The organism is Paraburkholderia sp. BL17N1, from assembly GCF_003634175.1.
GTDB lineage: Bacteria > Pseudomonadota > Gammaproteobacteria > Burkholderiales > Burkholderiaceae > Paraburkholderia.
Genome location: NZ_RBIW01000002.1, coordinates 816,050 through 833,372, shown reverse-complemented (window position 1 = coordinate 833,372; position 17,323 = coordinate 816,050). Strand labels below are relative to the sequence as shown.

Annotated in this window: 15 protein-coding genes; 11 read left to right on the top strand and 4 right to left on the bottom strand. The window is 61.5% G+C overall.

The window, feature by feature from the left end; translation table 11 throughout:
- Nucleotides 1-29 precede the first annotated feature (29 nt).
- Nucleotides 30-1,070, bottom strand: a complete 1,041-nt coding sequence (locus B0G82_RS23615) for a VTT domain-containing protein (RefSeq protein WP_121309233.1) — start codon at nucleotides 1,068-1,070, stop codon at nucleotides 30-32.
- Between the two features lie 294 nt (nucleotides 1,071-1,364).
- Between B0G82_RS23615 and B0G82_RS23610 the strand changes: the two genes are divergently transcribed.
- Nucleotides 1,365-2,279: a DMT family transporter gene (locus B0G82_RS23610; protein WP_121309232.1), complete on the top strand. Its 915-nt coding sequence runs from the start codon at nucleotides 1,365-1,367 to the stop codon at nucleotides 2,277-2,279.
- A gap of 33 nt (nucleotides 2,280-2,312) precedes the next feature.
- On the opposite strand, the gene folE is transcribed toward B0G82_RS23610, so the two are convergent.
- Complete coding sequence (gene folE, locus B0G82_RS23605; RefSeq protein ID WP_121309231.1) at nucleotides 2,313-2,951, bottom strand: GTP cyclohydrolase I FolE; 639 nt, start codon at nucleotides 2,949-2,951, stop codon at nucleotides 2,313-2,315.
- A 123-nt stretch (nucleotides 2,952-3,074) separates the two neighbouring features.
- The gene (locus B0G82_RS23600; RefSeq protein ID WP_121309230.1) at nucleotides 3,075-4,004 is read right to left on the bottom strand and encodes a LysR family transcriptional regulator; all 930 of its coding nucleotides are present in this window, start codon (nucleotides 4,002-4,004) and stop codon (nucleotides 3,075-3,077) included.
- A 382-nt stretch (nucleotides 4,005-4,386) separates the two neighbouring features.
- Here B0G82_RS23600 and B0G82_RS23595 point away from each other — a divergent pair, with 382 nt between their 5' ends.
- The 10 genes from B0G82_RS23595 to wecB all read left to right on the top strand — a co-directional run bounded on the left by B0G82_RS23595 (nucleotide 4,387) and on the right by wecB (nucleotide 16,301).
- Complete coding sequence (locus B0G82_RS23595) at nucleotides 4,387-5,094, top strand: 3-oxoacid CoA-transferase subunit A (RefSeq protein ID WP_121309229.1); 708 nt, start codon at nucleotides 4,387-4,389, stop codon at nucleotides 5,092-5,094.
- 13 nt (nucleotides 5,095-5,107) lie between these two features.
- Nucleotides 5,108-5,758 carry a 3-oxoacid CoA-transferase subunit B gene (locus tag B0G82_RS23590; protein ID WP_116145957.1) on the top strand — a complete coding sequence of 217 codons (651 nt, stop codon included), beginning with the start codon at nucleotides 5,108-5,110 and terminating at the stop codon, nucleotides 5,756-5,758.
- Nucleotides 5,759-5,852: 94 nt separating this feature from the next.
- Entirely contained in the window at nucleotides 5,853-7,232 is a 1,380-nt protein-coding gene (locus B0G82_RS23585; RefSeq protein WP_121309228.1) for a 3-carboxy-cis,cis-muconate cycloisomerase, read from the top strand.
- A gap of 5 nt (nucleotides 7,233-7,237) precedes the next feature.
- On the top strand, nucleotides 7,238-8,029 hold the full coding sequence (gene pcaD, locus B0G82_RS23580; protein WP_121309227.1) for a 3-oxoadipate enol-lactonase: 792 nt from the start codon (nucleotides 7,238-7,240) through the stop codon (nucleotides 8,027-8,029).
- Complete coding sequence (gene pcaC, locus B0G82_RS23575) at nucleotides 8,026-8,421, top strand: 4-carboxymuconolactone decarboxylase (protein WP_116145954.1); 396 nt, start codon at nucleotides 8,026-8,028, stop codon at nucleotides 8,419-8,421. The genes pcaD and pcaC overlap by 4 nt, the downstream gene beginning before the upstream one ends.
- Nucleotides 8,422-8,940: 519 nt before the next feature.
- Nucleotides 8,941-9,789: an ABC transporter permease gene (locus B0G82_RS23570; RefSeq protein ID WP_121309226.1), complete on the top strand. Its 849-nt coding sequence runs from the start codon at nucleotides 8,941-8,943 to the stop codon at nucleotides 9,787-9,789.
- 12 nt (nucleotides 9,790-9,801) lie between these two features.
- Nucleotides 9,802-11,160, top strand: coding sequence for an ABC transporter ATP-binding protein (locus B0G82_RS23565; RefSeq protein ID WP_241974808.1), 1,359 nt, complete (start codon nucleotides 9,802-9,804; stop codon nucleotides 11,158-11,160).
- A gap of 66 nt (nucleotides 11,161-11,226) precedes the next feature.
- Complete coding sequence (locus tag B0G82_RS23560) at nucleotides 11,227-13,920, top strand: glycosyltransferase (RefSeq protein ID WP_241974806.1); 2,694 nt, start codon at nucleotides 11,227-11,229, stop codon at nucleotides 13,918-13,920.
- Between the two features lie 65 nt (nucleotides 13,921-13,985).
- Nucleotides 13,986-15,131: a class I SAM-dependent methyltransferase gene (locus tag B0G82_RS23555; RefSeq protein WP_121309223.1), complete on the top strand. Its 1,146-nt coding sequence runs from the start codon at nucleotides 13,986-13,988 to the stop codon at nucleotides 15,129-15,131.
- Between the two features lie 66 nt (nucleotides 15,132-15,197).
- On the top strand, nucleotides 15,198-16,301 hold the full coding sequence (gene wecB / locus B0G82_RS23550; protein ID WP_121309222.1) for a UDP-N-acetylglucosamine 2-epimerase (non-hydrolyzing): 1,104 nt from the start codon (nucleotides 15,198-15,200) through the stop codon (nucleotides 16,299-16,301).
- Nucleotides 16,302-16,322: 21 nt separating this feature from the next.
- On the opposite strand, the gene B0G82_RS23545 is transcribed toward wecB, so the two are convergent.
- Complete coding sequence (locus B0G82_RS23545; protein ID WP_121309221.1) at nucleotides 16,323-17,051, bottom strand: TetR family transcriptional regulator; 729 nt, start codon at nucleotides 17,049-17,051, stop codon at nucleotides 16,323-16,325.
- Between the last annotated feature and the right edge of the window lie 272 nt (nucleotides 17,052-17,323).

Here is a 17,323-nt window from a genome sequence, read left to right as displayed (position 1 = left end):
GCGAGAAGGTCGCACGTGATCGTGCCGGCTCAGACGCCTTGCGTGCTGCGCGGCGCGAAACCGCGCAACGTGATCGCCCCGAGCGCTTCGCCGCGCGATGCCGGCGCGCGGCCGGTGGTGTCCGGCTCCTCGACTAAGGCAAGCGGTTCGACCGGAAAGCCGCGCCGCTGCCAGGCATCGAGGCCGCCCCGTAGCGCGCGAATCCGCGTGTAGCCGTTATCACGCATGCGTTGCGTGATTTCGAACGCCGTCGCGCTGTCCGGGCAAATGCAGTAGATCACCATGTCGTGCGCCCGCAGCGCCCCGTCGATCTGCTCCCGCGAATGCGGATCGAGCGCGAGTGCGCCGGGAATGCGGCACGGCGCTTCGAGCGAGGGCGCCTGCGGACGGGCATCGAGCACCTTGGGCGGTGGCGCGAGCCGGCGCCAGCCGTCGGCGGCCGCTTGTGCCGCTGCGGCGTCCCTGAAGCGGCGGCGTTCGCGCCGTCGTTGCTCGAGACGGAAGGCCAGATAGAGCAGTGCGGTGGCCAGCAAAATATCGATGACTGTGCCACCACGCGCTTTGACGAATTCGAGCAGCATATGCAATTGCCGTTCCGCCGCGGCGCCGCCTAGCAGCCAGAAGGCTGCCCACGCGAGGGCGCCGGCGAAATCCCAGACCGCATAGATGCGGACGTCGACGGCGGTCGTACCCATCAGCGGCGGGGTGACGAGCGCGAGTCCGGGGACGAACTTCGAGATCGACACGAGCGGCACACCGAAGCGCTCGAACAGCGCGCGCGCCTTGTCCACTCTTGAATCGACGGCGGGCGAGAGCCGGCCTAGTGCCGCGATCAGCTTGCGGCCATACAGGCGGCCAGCCGTGAACCATGCGCCGTCGCCGATCAGCGCGCCGAGCACGGCGGCGCCGAGGACCGGCCAGAACGACAGCGTGCCGGCGGCAATCGCGGAGCCCGCGAACAGCAGCATGGGCACTGCGGGGATCGGTACGCCGAGGCGCGTCAACAGAACGTTGAGGAACACGACCGCGCCGCCCCAGGTCGACACCGCCGAAGACGGAAATGCTACCAATTGAGGAGCTCCTGTTTTTTTGCGGTTGAGCCGGCGTGCTTCCGGGGTTTTCTTCAGGTGGTTGCAAAGCGTGTACCCGAGCGGCCTGCCGGCGGCTGCCACGTGAGCGGCGCTCCGTTCGCTCAGGATACTCGATGGATTTGCCGCCGGGCCAGCATTGACGGCGTCATCGTGAGCGGGTTGACCTGGTTCATTGACTCGCTTTTTGACTTGCCCTGTTTTGCAATTTCGTTCAAGACCGCCGCTTGTCGTGCCTTTACTCTGCGTGCTCGATCCAACCAACAGGACAGCACCATGAACTCGCGGTATGCCGGATATCTGTTTTGCGCGCTGGCGATGGTCGGCGTCGGCAGCACGGTGGTGGTCAGCAAATCCATCGCGGCCGGATTGCCGCCATTCAGCGCGACCGCGTTGCGCTTCGCGATTGCCTTTCCGCTGTTCGTGCTGGCGATGCGCTGGCGAGGCGTGCGCTGGCCGCGTCTGGACCGGCGCGATACGTTGCTCGTGATCGCCCAGGCGGGCGCGGGGAGCGTCGGCTATACGGTGTTGCTGATCAGCGGGATGAAACTCGCCTCGGCTGCCGATGCCGGCGTGATTGCCGGCACCTTGCCCGCCGTGTCGGCCGGCGTCGCCATGCTCGCGCTCGGCGAGCGCCCCGCGCCCGCGTTGATCGGCGCGATCCTGCTGGCAACTGCGGGCGTGCTCGCGTGCACCTTGCACACCGTGCATCCCGGCGAATTCACCGCGCCGCGTATGGCGAGTTCGCTGGCGGGCAACGCGCTGGTGTTTCTCGCGATCGTCTGCGAGGCGTTGTTCATTCTGCTCAATCGCAAGCTGCGCACGGCGGTGGCGCCGTTGCCGCTGTCGGCGCTGATGTGCGGCATCGGTTTCGTGGTGGCGATCGTGCCGGCCTGCTTCGAAAAGCCGTGGGCCTTGCCGGTCGATGCGAGCGCACTCGGCGGCGTGCTGTATTACGCGCTAGTGCCGACCGTGCTGGGCTTCGTGCTCTGGTATGCGGGCGCCGCCCGGTTGAGCGGCGCCGAAGCGGGCTTGATGACCGCGCTCGTGCCGGTGAGCGCGGTGGCGTTGGCTGCCGTGGTGTTGGGCGAGTCCGTCAGTGCGGCGCAACTGGCCGGTGTCGCGTGCGTGCTGGGCGCGGTGTTGCTGGCCACTTTCGGCCAATTGCGCGTGAGGCGGAGCGCGGCATGAGGCAGGCATGCCCCGCTTGCGCGCAACCTGGGTCTAGGTATTGGCGACCGCCATCACGCCCGGATTGCCGACGATCGACAGAAACTCGCGACGTGTCGACGGATCCGTGCGGAACGTGCCGAGCATGCGTGAGGTGACCATTGTTACGCCAGCCTTGTGCACGCCGCGCGTGGACATGCATTGGTGCGCGGCTTCCAGAATTACGCCGACGCCTGCCGGTTGCAGCACTTCGTTCAAGGTGTCGGCGATCTGCACCGTCATCTTTTCCTGGATCTGCAAGCGTTTGGCGAACGCATCGACCAGCCGCGCCAGCTTGGAGATGCCGACCACGCGATGCCCCGGCAGATACGCCACGTGCGCGCGTCCGATGATCGGCACCATGTGATGTTCGCAGTAGCTTTCGAAGCGGATGTCCTTCAGCACGATCATTTCGTCGTAGCCGTCCACCTCGGAGAAGGTGCGGGCGAGGATCTCGCGCGGGTCGATCTGATAGCCCGCGTAAAACTCCTCATAGGACCGCACCACGCGCGCCGGCGTGTCGATCAGGCCTTCACGCGCCGGGTCGTCGCCGGCCCAACGCAACAGCACGCGAACCGCTGCTTCAGCTTCCTCGCGGCTCGGGCGCTCGGTTGCGGTTATCGGTTTGGTTTTCTTCGCCTTGCTACTGGTCATCCGTCGCTCCTACGGGATCGCGCGTCGACTCTGTACGGAGCGCGCGGGTTCAATGAGTGCGGTCATTGTTCCATGTTTTGCAACGTGTCGTGCCGATGTCCCTGTGTGCTGTCAGGGCGCCGCTCATTTGGGCCACTCGTCCAGCGCGTCGTTGAACAGTTCGGCCACCACGCTGCGCAGCCAGCTGCCACGCGGATCGTTATGAAACTTGCGATGCCAATGCTGGCGCAGATCGAAATGCGGCAGCGGCAAAGGCGGCTCGACCAGCGTGATCGACGCATGCTCCGACACGTACGCGAAGCCGATCGCATGCGGCACGGTGGCGAGCAGATCGGTGCGCGCGAGGATGAACGGCAGGCTCATGAAGTGAGGCGTTTCGAGCACGGCGCGGCGCTTGATGCGCTTCTTCTCCAGGTACTGCTCGAGCACTTCCTGGCTGCGTCCTTCCGCGCGCACCACGGCATGACCCGACGCCACGTACTGCGCCAGCGTGAGCGGCGCCTTCGCCAGTGGATGTTGCGCGCGCATCAGGCAGATGAAGCGATGGGTGAAAAGACGCTGCTGGAAGAAGTTATTGCCCGCCAGGTCGGGGAAATAGCCGATCGCCAGATCGACGTCGCCCGATTCGAGCCCGCGTTCCACCTGCGACGGCGAGACCGTCACCGAGCGCAGGTTCGCAAACGGCGCGCGTTCAGCGAACAGTTGCAGCAGCCGCGGCAGAAACACGATCTCGCCGACGTCGGAGAGCGCGATGGAGAACGTATGGGTGCTGCTGGCCGGGTCGAATTCCTGCACGTCGAGCATGCCTTTCTCGATGCGCGAAAGCGCGTCGCGCGCGGCGGGCAGGATGGCGAGCGCGCGCGGCGTCGGCTCCATGCCTTTGGACGTGCGCACGAACAGCGGATCGTCGAAGTACTCCCGCAACTTGCCTAGCGCGGTGCTCACGCGTGGCTGGCTGACGCCGAGCTGCTCGGCCGCGCGGCTGACATTGCGCGTGTCTTCCATCGCGACGAGGTAGGGGATCAGGTTCAGATCCAGGTTTGTTTCAGACATGCTCGATGACCTGCGGGCCGGAAAGCGTATTTGATAAGTGAATAGAGGTTAGCCCAATAATCTCCTGTCTGGATAGTGCGACTCTTCGCCCCGACCGGCCGACGCCAACAACAAACCGCCATGTCACGCAGCAAGAACCTATGATTAAGGGGAATTCCCTGCCTTGACAACCTGCACGATGGACTACCATAATCGCCTCAGCGTTCGCTAAACGAATCCATGTTCATACAACGAACAAATTTGAAGCGAGCAAACCAACGGCGCCAGCTTCGCATCGCACTTGGCGAGCCGCCGCCAGCATTGGCCGGAGACCGTCCCGCTCAAGCCCTGCCCGCACGGCAGCAAGTCTGACGGCACGCAGCGCCTTCAAAGGAAATTCGACATGATCAACAAGATTTTCGAGTCACTTCAATCGGCGGTCGCCGATGTCAACGACGGCGCAACCGTCATGATCGGCGGCTTCGGCACGGCCGGCATGCCGTCGGAGTTGATCGACGCGCTGATCGAACAGGGCGCGCGCGAACTCACCATCGTCAACAACAACGCCGGTAACGGCGATATCGGCCTCGCCGCGCTGCTCAAAGCCAAACGCGTACGCAAGATCATCTGCTCGTTTCCGCGCCAAAGCGATTCGTACGTGTTCGACGCGTTGTATCGCGCTGGCGAACTCGAACTCGAACTGGTGCCGCAGGGCAATCTGGCGGAGCGCATTCGCGCGGCGGGTGCGGGCATTGGCGGCTTTTTCACGCCGACCGGCTACGGCACCAAGCTCGCCGAAGGCAAGGAAACCCGTCTGATCGACGGCCGGCATTACGTGCTGGAGGCGCCGCTGCATGCGGACTTCGCGCTGATCAAGGCGTACAAGGCCGATCGCTGGGGCAATCTCACGTATCGCAAGACGGCTCGGAACTTTGGACCGATCATGGCCAGTGCGGCGAAAACCGCGATCGTGCAGGTGTCGCAAGTCGTGCCGCTCGGCGATCTCGATCCGGAAAACATCGTGACGCCCGGCATTTTCGTGCAGCGCGTGATCGAAGTGCCGCAAGCGGCCCACGCCCCGATGCCCAATCCTCACGACGCTGCCGCCTGATTCGGAGACCGACATGAAAAAACTGACCCGCGATGAAATGGCCAAGCGCGTTGCGCTGGATATCCCCGAAGGCGCGTACGTCAACCTCGGCATCGGCGTGCCGACGCTGGTGGCCAACCACCTCGCCGCCGACAAGGAAATCTTTCTGCACAGCGAAAACGGCCTGCTCGGCATGGGCCCGGCGCCCGCCAAAGGCGAGGAAGACGACGAACTGATCAACGCCGGCAAGCAGCACGTCACGCTGCTCAAGGGCGGCGCATACTTCCACCACGCGGATTCGTTCGCGATGATGCGCGGCGGCCATCTGGATTTCTGCGTGCTCGGCGCCTTCCAGGTGTCGGCCAAGGGCGATCTGGCAAACTGGCACACTGGTGCGCCCGATGCGATTCCGGCAGTCGGCGGCGCGATGGATCTGGCGATCGGCGCGAAGCAGGTGTATGTGATGATGGAGCACCTGACCAAGCAGGGCGAGAGCAAGATCGCCGCTGAATGCTCATACCCGGTGACGGGCGTGGGTTGCGTCAACCGTATCTATACGGATCTGGCAATGATCGATGTGACCGACAAGGGCCTCGTGGTGCGCGAGATTTTCTCGGATATCGATTTCGACGCATTGCACAAGCTGACCGGTGTGCCGCTGATCGACGGCACGCAAGCGGCTTAACGCGCCCGCAACGCGCCGCGGCGATGCCGGCTCCTAGGCCAGTGTCGCCGCGGCGCGAACTTCACTTCCGACACCCTCGATCATCGACGTCACCATGCTCGACTCCAGCGCCCGTCTCACCGGACTTCTTTGCGGCACGCAGCCGATGAACGACATCTGGGCGCCGCGCGCCACGCTGCAACGGATGCTCGACATGGAAGCGGCGCTCGCGCGCGCATCGGCCGCGCATCGAGTGATTCCGCAAACGGCGGTGGCCGCGATCGAAGCCGCGTGCCAGGCCGACCAACTCGACGCCGACGCACTCGCACGCGACGCCGCGCTCGGTGGCAATCTCGCGATTCCGCTCGTCAAGCAACTCACCGCGTGCGTCAAAGCAGCGGACGCGGAAGCATCGAAATACGTGCATTGGGGCGCCACGAGCCAGGACATCATCGACACGGCGACGGTGCTGCAACTGCGCGACACCTTCGATCTGCTCGACCACAGCCTGCAAGCCACTTGCGACGCCGTGGCGAAACTCGCGGCCACGCATCGCGCCACGCCGATGATCGGCCGCACCTGGTTGCAGCAGGCGCTGCCCATCACGCTCGGCCTGAAATTCGCGCAATGGCTCGACGCGCTGCTGCGCCATCGCGAGCGACTGGATGCGTTGCGCGCGCGCGTGCTGGTGCTGCAATTCGGCGGCGCGGCGGGCACGCTGGCGAGCCTGCGCGATGCCGCGCCGCAAGTCACGCAATCGCTCGCAAAAGAACTGGGCCTTGCCGTGCCAACGCTGCCGTGGCATACGCAGCGCGATCGGATTGCCGACACGGCGTCAATGTTCGGCATGCTGATCGGCACACTCGGCAAGATCGCGCGCGACATCTCGCTGCAGATGCAAACCGAAATCGACGAACTCGCCGAGCCGGCCGCGGCCGGCAAGGGCGGTTCGTCGACCATGCCGCACAAGCGCAATCCGGTCGGTTGCGCCGCCGTGCTGACGGCCGCCACGCGTGCGCCGGGGCTGGTCGCCACGGTATTCGCCGGCATGGTGCAGGAGCACGAACGCGCGCTCGGCGGCTGGCAAGCCGAGTGGGACGCGCTGCCGGATCTCGCGCGTCTCGCGGGCGGCGCGCTCGCCAACATCGAACAGATCGCAACGGGGTTGAACGTCAACGTGCCGCGCCTTGCCGCCAATCTCGACGTCACGCATGGCCTGATTCTCGGCGAAGCGGTGATGCTCGCGCTCGGCGACAGCATCGGCCGGCTCGACGCGCATCATCTGGTGGAGCGCGCGTCGAAAGCCGCGATCCGCGACGGCCAGACGCTGTTCGACGTGCTCGCCGCGGACCCGGCCGTCACCACGCATCTTCCGCTCGAGCGCCTGAAGCAACTGCTCGATCCGGCTCAATACGTCGGCCAGGCGCACGCTTATGTGGACGCCGCGCTGGCACTTCACACCACGCGCTCGCAGCGCGACCATTCCAGGGAGTAACCGGCATGCCTTACGCCGCAGTCAATGGCACCGAGCTTCACTATCGGATCGACGGCGACCGTCACGGCAACGCGCCGTGGATCGTGTTGTCGAATTCGCTCGGCACGGATCTGTCCATGTGGGCGCCGCAAGTTACGGCGCTGTCGAAACATTTTCGCGTGCTGCGCTACGACACGCGCGGTCATGGCCATTCGGAAGCGCCGAAGGGCCCGTACACGATCGAACAACTGACCGGCGACGTGCTCGGCCTGATGGATACGCTGAAGATCGCCCGGGCGCATTTCTGCGGAATTTCGATGGGCGGCCTGACCGGCGTTGCGTTGGCGGCGCGTCACGGCAACCGGTTGGAACGCGTCGTGCTGTGCAATACGGCGGCGCGCATCGGTTCACCTGAAGTGTGGATCCCGCGCGCCGCGAGAGCGCGCACCGAAGGCATGCGCGCGCTCGCCGATGCCGTGCTGCCGCGCTGGTTCACGGCTGACTACGTCGAACGCGAGCCGGTGGTGCTCGCCCTGATTCGCGACGTGTTCGTGCATACCGACAAGGAAGGCTACGCGTCGAATTGCGACGCCATCGACGCGGCCGACCTGCGCCCTGAAGCGCCGGGCATCAAGGTGCCGGCGCTGGTGATCAGCGGCACGCACGATCTGGCCGCGACGCCGGCGCAAGGGCGCGAACTGGCGCAGTCGATTTCCGGCGCGCGCTACGTGGAGCTGGACGCCTCGCACATTTCCAACATCGAGAAAGCCGACGCTTTCACGAAGACTGTGATCGACTTCCTGACGGAGCAGAAATGAACGACGAAGATCGCTACGAAGCCGGACTCGGTGTGCGCCGCGCGGTGCTGGGCAGTGCGCACGTCGACCGGTCGCTTGCGAACCGCAATGAGTTGACGGAAGAGTTTCAGAATTTCATCACCCGTTACGCGTGGGGCGAAATCTGGACGCGCGACGGCTTGCCGCGCCACACGCGCAGCCTGCTGACCATCGCGATGATGGTCGCGCTCAATCGCAGCGAGGAACTCGCACTGCATCTGCGCGCCGCGAAGAACAACGGCGTGACGCGCGAGCAGATCAAGGAAGTGCTAATGCAAACCGCGATCTATTGCGGTGTGCCGGCGGCGAATTCGGCGTTTCACCTGGCGGATAAGCTGTTCCGCGAAGACGATGCAGCGGCAGCTCAGCCGTAGGCATGCAATCGCGATGGCGCGTCAGGCAGCGTGCGAATGCACGCTGCTTCTGAACATCGACGATGTCTGATTTCATCCAGCCTGCAATGGGCTGTGATACGGATACCTGATATCCGGCGGCGTTCGACCTGGACGCCGCGCACTGCGGGAATCGGTCACATTCCACGTCTCTCGGTTTTTGCAGAAAATTCGACAGGGAAGTTGGATTTTCCTGCAAACATTTCTGACGTTTCTTGTTTGCGCGCCGTCATTTTCTAAAATCTTAGCCGACCCAATTCGTTGAGAATACGAATGGTGGTGGTGCTTTGGGTTATTAGTCTTTTGCACATTTCAGATGTGAATCTGACGCCTTCAAGATAGCGACACTCGTTCGAGCGAGTTTGGCTGGTCCGTAGGATTCTCCGGGAGCAGTGGAGCGGGCTCCAACCGGCGCGATCCCGGCAGGTTCATTGACGCCGCATGGTTTGCCTCTTCGTTCACCGTTAAACCAGCCGGCGCTGTTCAAGGCGATCTGCCAATATGAGCTTTACCTATAAACACGACGGTCGCGAGGAATCTCATCCCCGCGCTCATTTTCGTGATCTCTTTTTACTTCCGTGGCAGCAACGTCAGCTTATCGTCGCGCTAACCAGGCGGGATATCTTGAGCCGATATCGCGGGTCGGTAATGGGGCTGGCCTGGTCCATCGTTCAGCCGTTGATCATGCTCGCCATGTACACGGTTGTTTTCGGCACGCTGTTGAAATCGCGCTGGCCAGGAACCGACAATAGTTTTCAGTTCGCGGTGATCCTGTTCGTCGGCCTGATTCTTTTCAATTTCTTCGCCGAGTGCCTGAATAGAGCGCCGACCATTATCACGACCAACGCGAACTACGTGACGAAGGTCGTCTTTCCGCTCGAAATCCTGCCTTGGATAACAGTCGCCTCGGCGGCCTTTCACTTCCTGACCAGCTTTGCTGTCTGGGTTGTCTTCGCGCTGTGCGTGTACGGGAAGCTTCAATGGACGATCGTCTTTTTGCCGGCGCTTTTAATGCCGCTCGCTTTTGTCGGCGTGGGTGTGGGTTGGCTGTTCGCCGCCACTGGCGTCTACGTGCGTGACCTGACGTATGTCACCACGCTGCTTTCATCCCTGTTGATGTTCCTCTCGCCGGTTTTCTACGCGCTCGATACTTTGACGCCCGCTTTCAGGGCACTCATTCTGCTCAACCCGCTGACTTTCATCATCGAGCAGGCACGAGCGGTCATGATCGCCGGCGAGTTGCCTGACTTCGTGGGGATAGCGATCTATCTGTCATGCAGCATCGGATTCGCATGGATCTGTCTGGCCTGGTTTCAGAAGACCCGCGAAGGTTTCGCGGACGTTGTGTAAAGGCCGATGCTCATGGAAATGAATCTAGTCGGCAAGCCTGAAACCACGATTCAGGTGACAAATGCCTCGAAGCGTTTCGACATCTACGAAAAGCCGTTCGATCGTCTCAAGCATATCGTGTTTCCAAAACGCACCGGCTATTCACGCGAATTCTGGGCGCTTCGGAACGTGTCGCTCTCGGTCAACCGTGGCGAAACGGTCGGTATCATCGGGCGCAACGGCTCCGGCAAGTCCACGCTTTTGCAGATAATTTGCGGCACGCTGCGCCCCACCCACGGCGATATCGCGATCAACGGCCGCGTGGCGGCACTGCTCGAATTGGGAGCCGGTTTCAATCTGGAGTTTTCCGGTCGGGAAAACGTCTACCTGAACGCGGCCATGCTGGGAATGACGGCTGATCAGATTGAACGGAAATTCGCCAGCATCGAGCAGTTCGCGGAAATCGGCGACTTCATCGATCAGCCGGTCAAAACTTATTCGAGCGGCATGTACGTTCGGCTCGCGTTTGCCGTGGCCATTCACGTCGAGCCTGCGGTCCTGATCATCGACGAAGCGCTTGCCGTGGGCGACGCGCGCTTCCAGGCCAAATGCTTCAACAAGATCAAGGAACTCAAGGAATCCGGCGTCACGATTCTTTTCGTGTCGCATGACGTCGGCTCCGTGCGAACCTTGTGTGAGCGCGCCGTCTGGCTCGATGGCGGACGGGTTCGGCTGGAAGGCAACGCGTTCGCCGTTACCGCGCAATACACGCAGTTCATGTCCGAGGGACTCGGCGAAAGCGAAGCGATCGGGGCGTCCAGTCAATCGGTAGAGAGCGTGGCCGGTCTCGATGAAGAAGCGAAGCAGAACGTTCACACCGCGGAAAGCGCGGTGCCGGCCGCCTCGACTGCCCGTGACGAACCGATCAACCATTGGGGCACGCATATCGGATCGATCGTGTCGGCCTGGGTTCTGGACTCGGCCGGCCGGCGCCAGAGCGTGTTCACGGCATTCGAGCCGATGATCGTCCGTTTGGCGATCCGGATTCCTGAAGGCATCGATCGCCGCGCGGTGAGCGTGGCTTTCTCCATCAAGGATACGAAAGGCACCGATCTGATCGTCCGAACGACCCACGACGAGAAAAGCATCGACTTCGATTTCGACTGTAGCGAGGTCGAAATCGAGTTTCGCCTGAGAAACCAGCTCAACACGGGCCGGTATCTGCTCGTCGCGGCCCTCGAAGACCGGTCTACGGCAGTGCCGCAGTACTACGAATACATCGAGGGCGCCTGCTATTTCTCTTCCTATGTTGAAAGCGATAGATACGGGCTCTTCCTGCCCGACATCACAGAACACATACGCGTGGAAGAAACGCCAGTAGACGCGCGCTGACGGCATCAGAAAGGGCAATCGGAATAACGGCGACTCAAGAGGTTGGCCATGGACGGACAAGAAGCAATGCAAAACGCAACGCGCAGACAAACCTTTACATCGGTCGCGAAACTAGGCACTTCGCTCCCCGACGCGGATGCTCTCATCACGCAACACCAGCAGATGGCGGAGGATCAGCGTCTCGCGCGCAGAGACCGGTACACGCTGGCGAAACGGTTGTCGGACGCGCTGTCGGAAATCCACAGTCTCAAGCGCTCGCTGAGCGACGTATCGAGCGAACTGCTGCTCGAGGTTCGCGCGCGCGAGCGTGCGCAGGGCGCCCTTAGCGAAGTTTTCGAAAGCACTTCCTGGAAGTTGACCGCGCCAATGCGACGCATTGCGAGCGCGGCTTACGCGTTGGCGGCGCGCGGCAAGACGCAGACGCCGGCTGTTGCCGGTGTTCCCGTGCATGACGTCCTGCCCGTAGCCAGCGGAGACTACGAAGCGCATACGCGCGCCCAGGCGGCCTACTTTGGCAACTACGCCAAGGATCCCTCGAAACAAAGAAGGCACCAGATCGGCCGCCTTCTCAGGGCGCATCCAGACCGCCGGGGTGTGGTGCTGTGCCCGGTTGCCTACGATCTTTCGCTCAAGCAGCGTCCCGATCACATCATGGCCGAGTTTGCAAAGGCGGGCTATCTGTGCGTGATGCTGGAGTTCGGCGGCCTTTATCCCGTCATCCAGCCCAGGTCAAAAAACCTGTACGTCTCCAATATGGTCGAGGATTTTCTCGGCTACTTCCAGGACGAGCCGGTCACACTTTATCTTCACTGGCCGGGCTTCAAATACGTCGCCGAAATCTGCCGTGCCGCATTGGCGATCTACGATGTTCTGGATGACCTGACCATCTTCGCAAACTATTCCGACGTCATGCGTTGCGACCATGAGGTCTTGCTGCAAATAGCGGACGTCTGCCTGTTCTCGTCGAATCGGCTGTACGAGGCGAATCGCGCGAAGGTCACCAATGCGCTGCTGCTGGAAAACGGCGTGTATCCCGAAGACTTCATTCACGGCGAGCGCGAGCGATGCGACGTGCCGGCGAAGTTGTACGAGATGGTGGCGAACCGGCGGGTGGTCGGCTACCACGGCGCAATTTCCGAACTGCTCGATTTCGATCTGCTCGACGAAATCGTGCGACTTAACGACATCGTGCTGCTGTTCGTCGGTCCTGTTGTCGCTTTCGAGCCGCAATATAGCGGCGAGGTTCAGGAGCGCATGGCGCGTTTGAAGACGTTCGACAATTTTATTCACCTCGGCCCCAAACCGTATGCCGAACTGAAGCACTATCTCGCCTGGATCGATATCGGTATCGTGCCGTTCATTGTCAGCGAGAAAACCGACCCTGTTTCGCCGCTGAAGCTGTTCGAGTATCTTGCTGCGGGAAAGCCGGTGATCGGCACGCCGACCCGGACCATCAGAGAATACGAACACGCCATTGTCGTCGCTTCGGGCATCGATTTCGTCGACGCACTGGCCAGCGGCCAATGGTCGACCGCGTACACCGAGGCGTCCGCGCAGGTTGCGCGCGCGCACGCCTGGCCGGTGCTTCACGCGCCGTTGCTGAGGCAGGTCAACGCCAGGAACGTGACGAGGCTGACGGCCGCTTCCGCGCGACATAAAGTGAAAGTTGACATCGTCAACGTCAACTTCTACGACTGGAACGGCGAAACCGTCTACAAGGGCGGCGCGGAACGCTACGTCTATGACCTCGCCGTCGTGCTCCATGGCATGGGGTGCGAGGTTCGTCTGCTGCAGAACGCGCGGGAGCCGTTCGAGCGCGACTTTCGAGGCGTCAAGGTCATCGGGATCAAGGCTGCGGACAACTTCGATTTCGACATGATGTCGAGCAAATACGCCGAATTCTGCGCGGATGTCGATCTCATTATCGCGTCGCCGACTGAACTTGCCGCGTCGCTCGGAAAAAACAGGCGCGTCATCTCGATCAACCACGGCATCCATTGGGACGGCGCATCCAATAACCTCGCAACATTCGACCGGGGACGTTATGAAACACTGTTCCGCGCGCTGCGCAACAGCGACCGATGTGTCTGTGTCGATACGAACTTTATCAACTGGGTGCGAACCTACGACTGGGCACTCGCCAATACGCTGACGTATGTTCCGAACTACGTCGATCTGGAGTCTTTCAGGAGCCGTCCGAAGAACTTCCAGGCAGAGGAGTTATGCGTTCTCCTGCCGCGCCGGCTTTATGAAGCGCGGGGTCTCTATCTGACCATCAACGCGTTCGACCTGTTGTTTTCGCGGCGCTCGGACATTCGCCTCGTTCTGTGCGGTCAGGCGATCGACCGCGATGCGGAGGCGGTGAAAGCATTCATGGCGCGTCACCCGCACAGAGTGACCTGGATCGAATACGACATGGAGGACATGTACAAAGCCTATGTCGACAGCCATATCGTGCTGGTGCCGACCATGTATTCGGAAGGAACGTCCTTGTCCTGCATCGAGGCTCTGGCGACCAATAACGCGGTCATCGCGACCAACGTCGGCGGACTGCCGAATCTGGTCGTTGACGGTTACAACGGCAAGCTGATCCGTGCGGACTATATCGAGCTCGCGGCCGCTATCGAAGAACTGGCCGACGATCGAACCCGGCTCGCCAGACTCGCCGCGCACGGACGCCACTCTTCGGCGGCGTTTGCGAAGAAAGAATGGGAAAACCGCTGGCGCGAAGTTATCGAAAGCACGCTGACTGTCGACTAGGCATCGTTGACCGTATCGAGAACGCCCGCGCATTCGGTGGAATGAGCAGACCAACAGGCCGCGTAATGACAGACATCAACTCAAAGCAATACTGGGACCATCGTTTCTCGACGGACTGGGTCTCCGCCGGCGGACATGGGCAAACGCGCTTTTTCGCGACGCTTGCGGCCAAGCTGATGCCGGACTGGTTCAAGGACCTGGTGTTGCGCGAGCATTGGACGATTTGCGACTGGGGTTGTGCGGAGGGCCAGGGCGTAGACGAGTTGAGCAAATGGCTTGGCGTGAACTCCATCACCGGAGTCGATATTTCGGAAGTGGCGATCGGGAAGGCGCAGGCCTCTTTTCCGCATAGGCGTTTCAAAGCACAGTCTTTCGACAACCTGGACGACTACGACGTCATTTTTTCGTCGAATACGCTTGAACATTTCGACCGTCCGTTTGATGTCGTCGCACGCCTTGCTGAGCATACGAAGCGCTTTCTGGTTCTGCTTCTGCCGTTTCAGGAATATGACCGGATTCCCGAACATTTCTTCACGTTCGACCTGGACAATATCCCCGTCTGTCCGGTGCCCGGATTCGCCGCGGTGGCCTGCCGCGTGGTCGACGCGGCGAAAATCAATCTCGATTACTGGAACGGAAAGCAGATATTGCTCGTCTACGCGCGGCTCCCCGCGCTCGGAGACATTCGCCCCGATCTGCGCAACTTCTTTGTCGGCGACGATACCTACGAGGCGTTCGCGCGAGAGCGCAGTCAAGTCATTGTCCAACAGCACGCCTCGGAGAGGGAGCAGTTCGCGGCGCAGCTCGCTCAAATCCATAGCGAACAAGCTGCGACGAACGCGCGTCTCGAATCGACACAACAGACGCTGCGGGATGTCTGTGCAGAACGCGATGCGGGCAAAGCAAAGCTGACGTGGTCGCAAGAGGCGCTCTCCGAGCGGGACCGGACACTCGGCGAATTGAAGTGCGCGATCACCGAACGCAACCGGAGAATCGACAAAGCGAACCAGGAATGCAGCGCTCTGTCCACGGAGATTGCTTCGCTTCAAGCGTGCATCGAAAGATTGAAGATCGAAGGCGAACATTGCGCGGCGCTGCTGGCCGAAGTCCGAGCCCATGCGGACGGGGTCGAAAGGCAACTGGACAGCATGCTGCGCTCGAAGACGTGGCGGCTCAGAAGCGCGATCCGCCGGTTAGCAGGTAGAGCCTGACCGTGCAAAGACCCGCCATCTCGCGCGGTCGCCCACCCTTTATCAAGTCCCATACCGGAAAACGCTGTGAAAAAACGTAAGATCATCGTCACTATCGGAACGCGTCCTGAAGCGGTGAAAATGGCGCCGCTCGTCAAACGGTTGCAGCGCGAAGAATGGGCGGACTGCCGCGTGCTGGCAACGGCGCAGCATCGCGGCATGCTCGATCAGGTGTTGCATCTGTTCGAGATTCAAGCCGATATCGACCTCGATATCATGCAACCCAATCAGTCGCTACCCATGCTGACTTCGCGGCTCATGGTTCGGCTCGACGATGTGCTTGCGGCCGAACAGCCCGACGTGCTGCTCGCGCAGGGCGATACGACCACCGTACTGACGGCGGCGCTCGCATCCTTTTACCGGCGCGTGCCCGTCGGGCATGTCGAAGCTGGACTGAGAACAGGCGATCTGTCGAATCCGTTTCCGGAAGAAATGAATCGTGTGGTCGCTAGCCGATTGGCACGCTGGCATTTCGCACCGACGGAAACCGCAAAACGGAATCTCCTAACGGAAGGCATCGATGCAGCGAGCGTGTTCGTCACCGGCAACACGGTCATCGACGCATTGCTGGATGTGGCGGGACGGTGCGATGGTGCAACGCCTTTCAACGGCGACAGCCGTCTGATTCTGGTGACATCGCACCGTCGCGAAAATTTCGGCGAGGCGTTTCAGAACATTCTTCGAGCAATCAAAACGATCGCCGATAACAATCCCGCCGTTCACGTCCTCTATCCTGTTCACCCCAATCCGAACGTGCGTGAGACGGCATACGCCCATCTCGACAACCATCCCCGGATCACGCTGTGCGAACCGCTGGACTATTTGCCGTTCGTTGCGGCGATGAAGCGGGCCTATCTGATCCTGACCGACTCCGGTGGCGTGCAGGAAGAGGCGCCCGCGCTCGGCAAACCGGTGCTCGTGCTGCGGCGCGAGACAGAGCGCCCGGAGGCGGTGGCGCACGGGGTCGTCAAGCTCGTGGGCACCGAATACGCCGACATCGTCTCAAACACGCAACGGCTGCTCGACGACCCGGCTGAATACGAGCGTATGGCGCGAGGCGTGTCGCCTTACGGTGACGGCCACGCGTCCGAACGCATCGTAAGCGTATTGAGAGATCACTTTCAGGTGTAGCGCCATCTTGGGGCGGAACGGTCATGCCTCGCTATTGTGGCTGGCCTCGTTCAACGCAACGGCGAGCGCCGCCGCATCCGGCTGCACCGGGAGACCCGACCGCACCGCGCGCAACACCGTGTCCTTGATAACCTCGCGCCAATGGTCGAGCGATGCCTTGTCCATCAACGGCTCGCCGAGAAACGCGCCCAGCGTGTATTGATTGGCGTTATAAAAATAGCCGAGCGACGCGATCATCAGGTACACGTCGCGCGCTTTGACGTCGGCACGAAACACCTGTCGTGCCTGGCCTGCATCCAGTAACCTCTGCACCACCGATATCGCATAGCCGGAAATCTCCTTCAGCTTCAGCGATTTCTTTGCGTGCTTGCCTTGGTGCAGATTCTCGCTGGACAGCAACGTGACGAACTCGGGATGATCAAGGTAATACTGCCAGACGAATTCGACCATCTGTTCCAGTCCGTGCACGGGATCGTCCAGATCGAGATCGAGCTTGCTTTCCGCCTCGTTGAATTGCGTATAGATCGTTTCGAGAACTTCGACGAACAACTGTTCCTTGCTGCCGAAGTAGTAATAGATCATGCGGTCGTGCGAGCGCGCGGCCTTCGAAATACTTTCCACGCGTCCGCTCGCATAGCCTTGCTTGGCAAAGACCTTGATGGCCGCTTTCAGAATCTTGGCGCGCGTGTGCTGCGCCTGTTTCGCACGGATGCCGGTAGCGCCCGGTTTGCGGGCGGCGGTGGGACTCATGGCGGTCTCGGACCTCTTGTTAGCGTCAGGTTGAACGGCATGCGCCGCGGCCGGCCAGGCGGGAGCACGCCTTCATCATACAGCCCGCACAGACTGCTGCGGCCTGCGCTGCGCGATCATTCACTACGGCGTAGATTGAAGCGTGACGAGCTATCAACAAAGCGGCTATGTCGCATTGCACCAATCGCGCGCACGTCCGTAAACACGTTGCGCAGACTAAATTGATCGAGTAGATTTCTAACGAGTTTGGTGTAGCGGATACTACACGAACG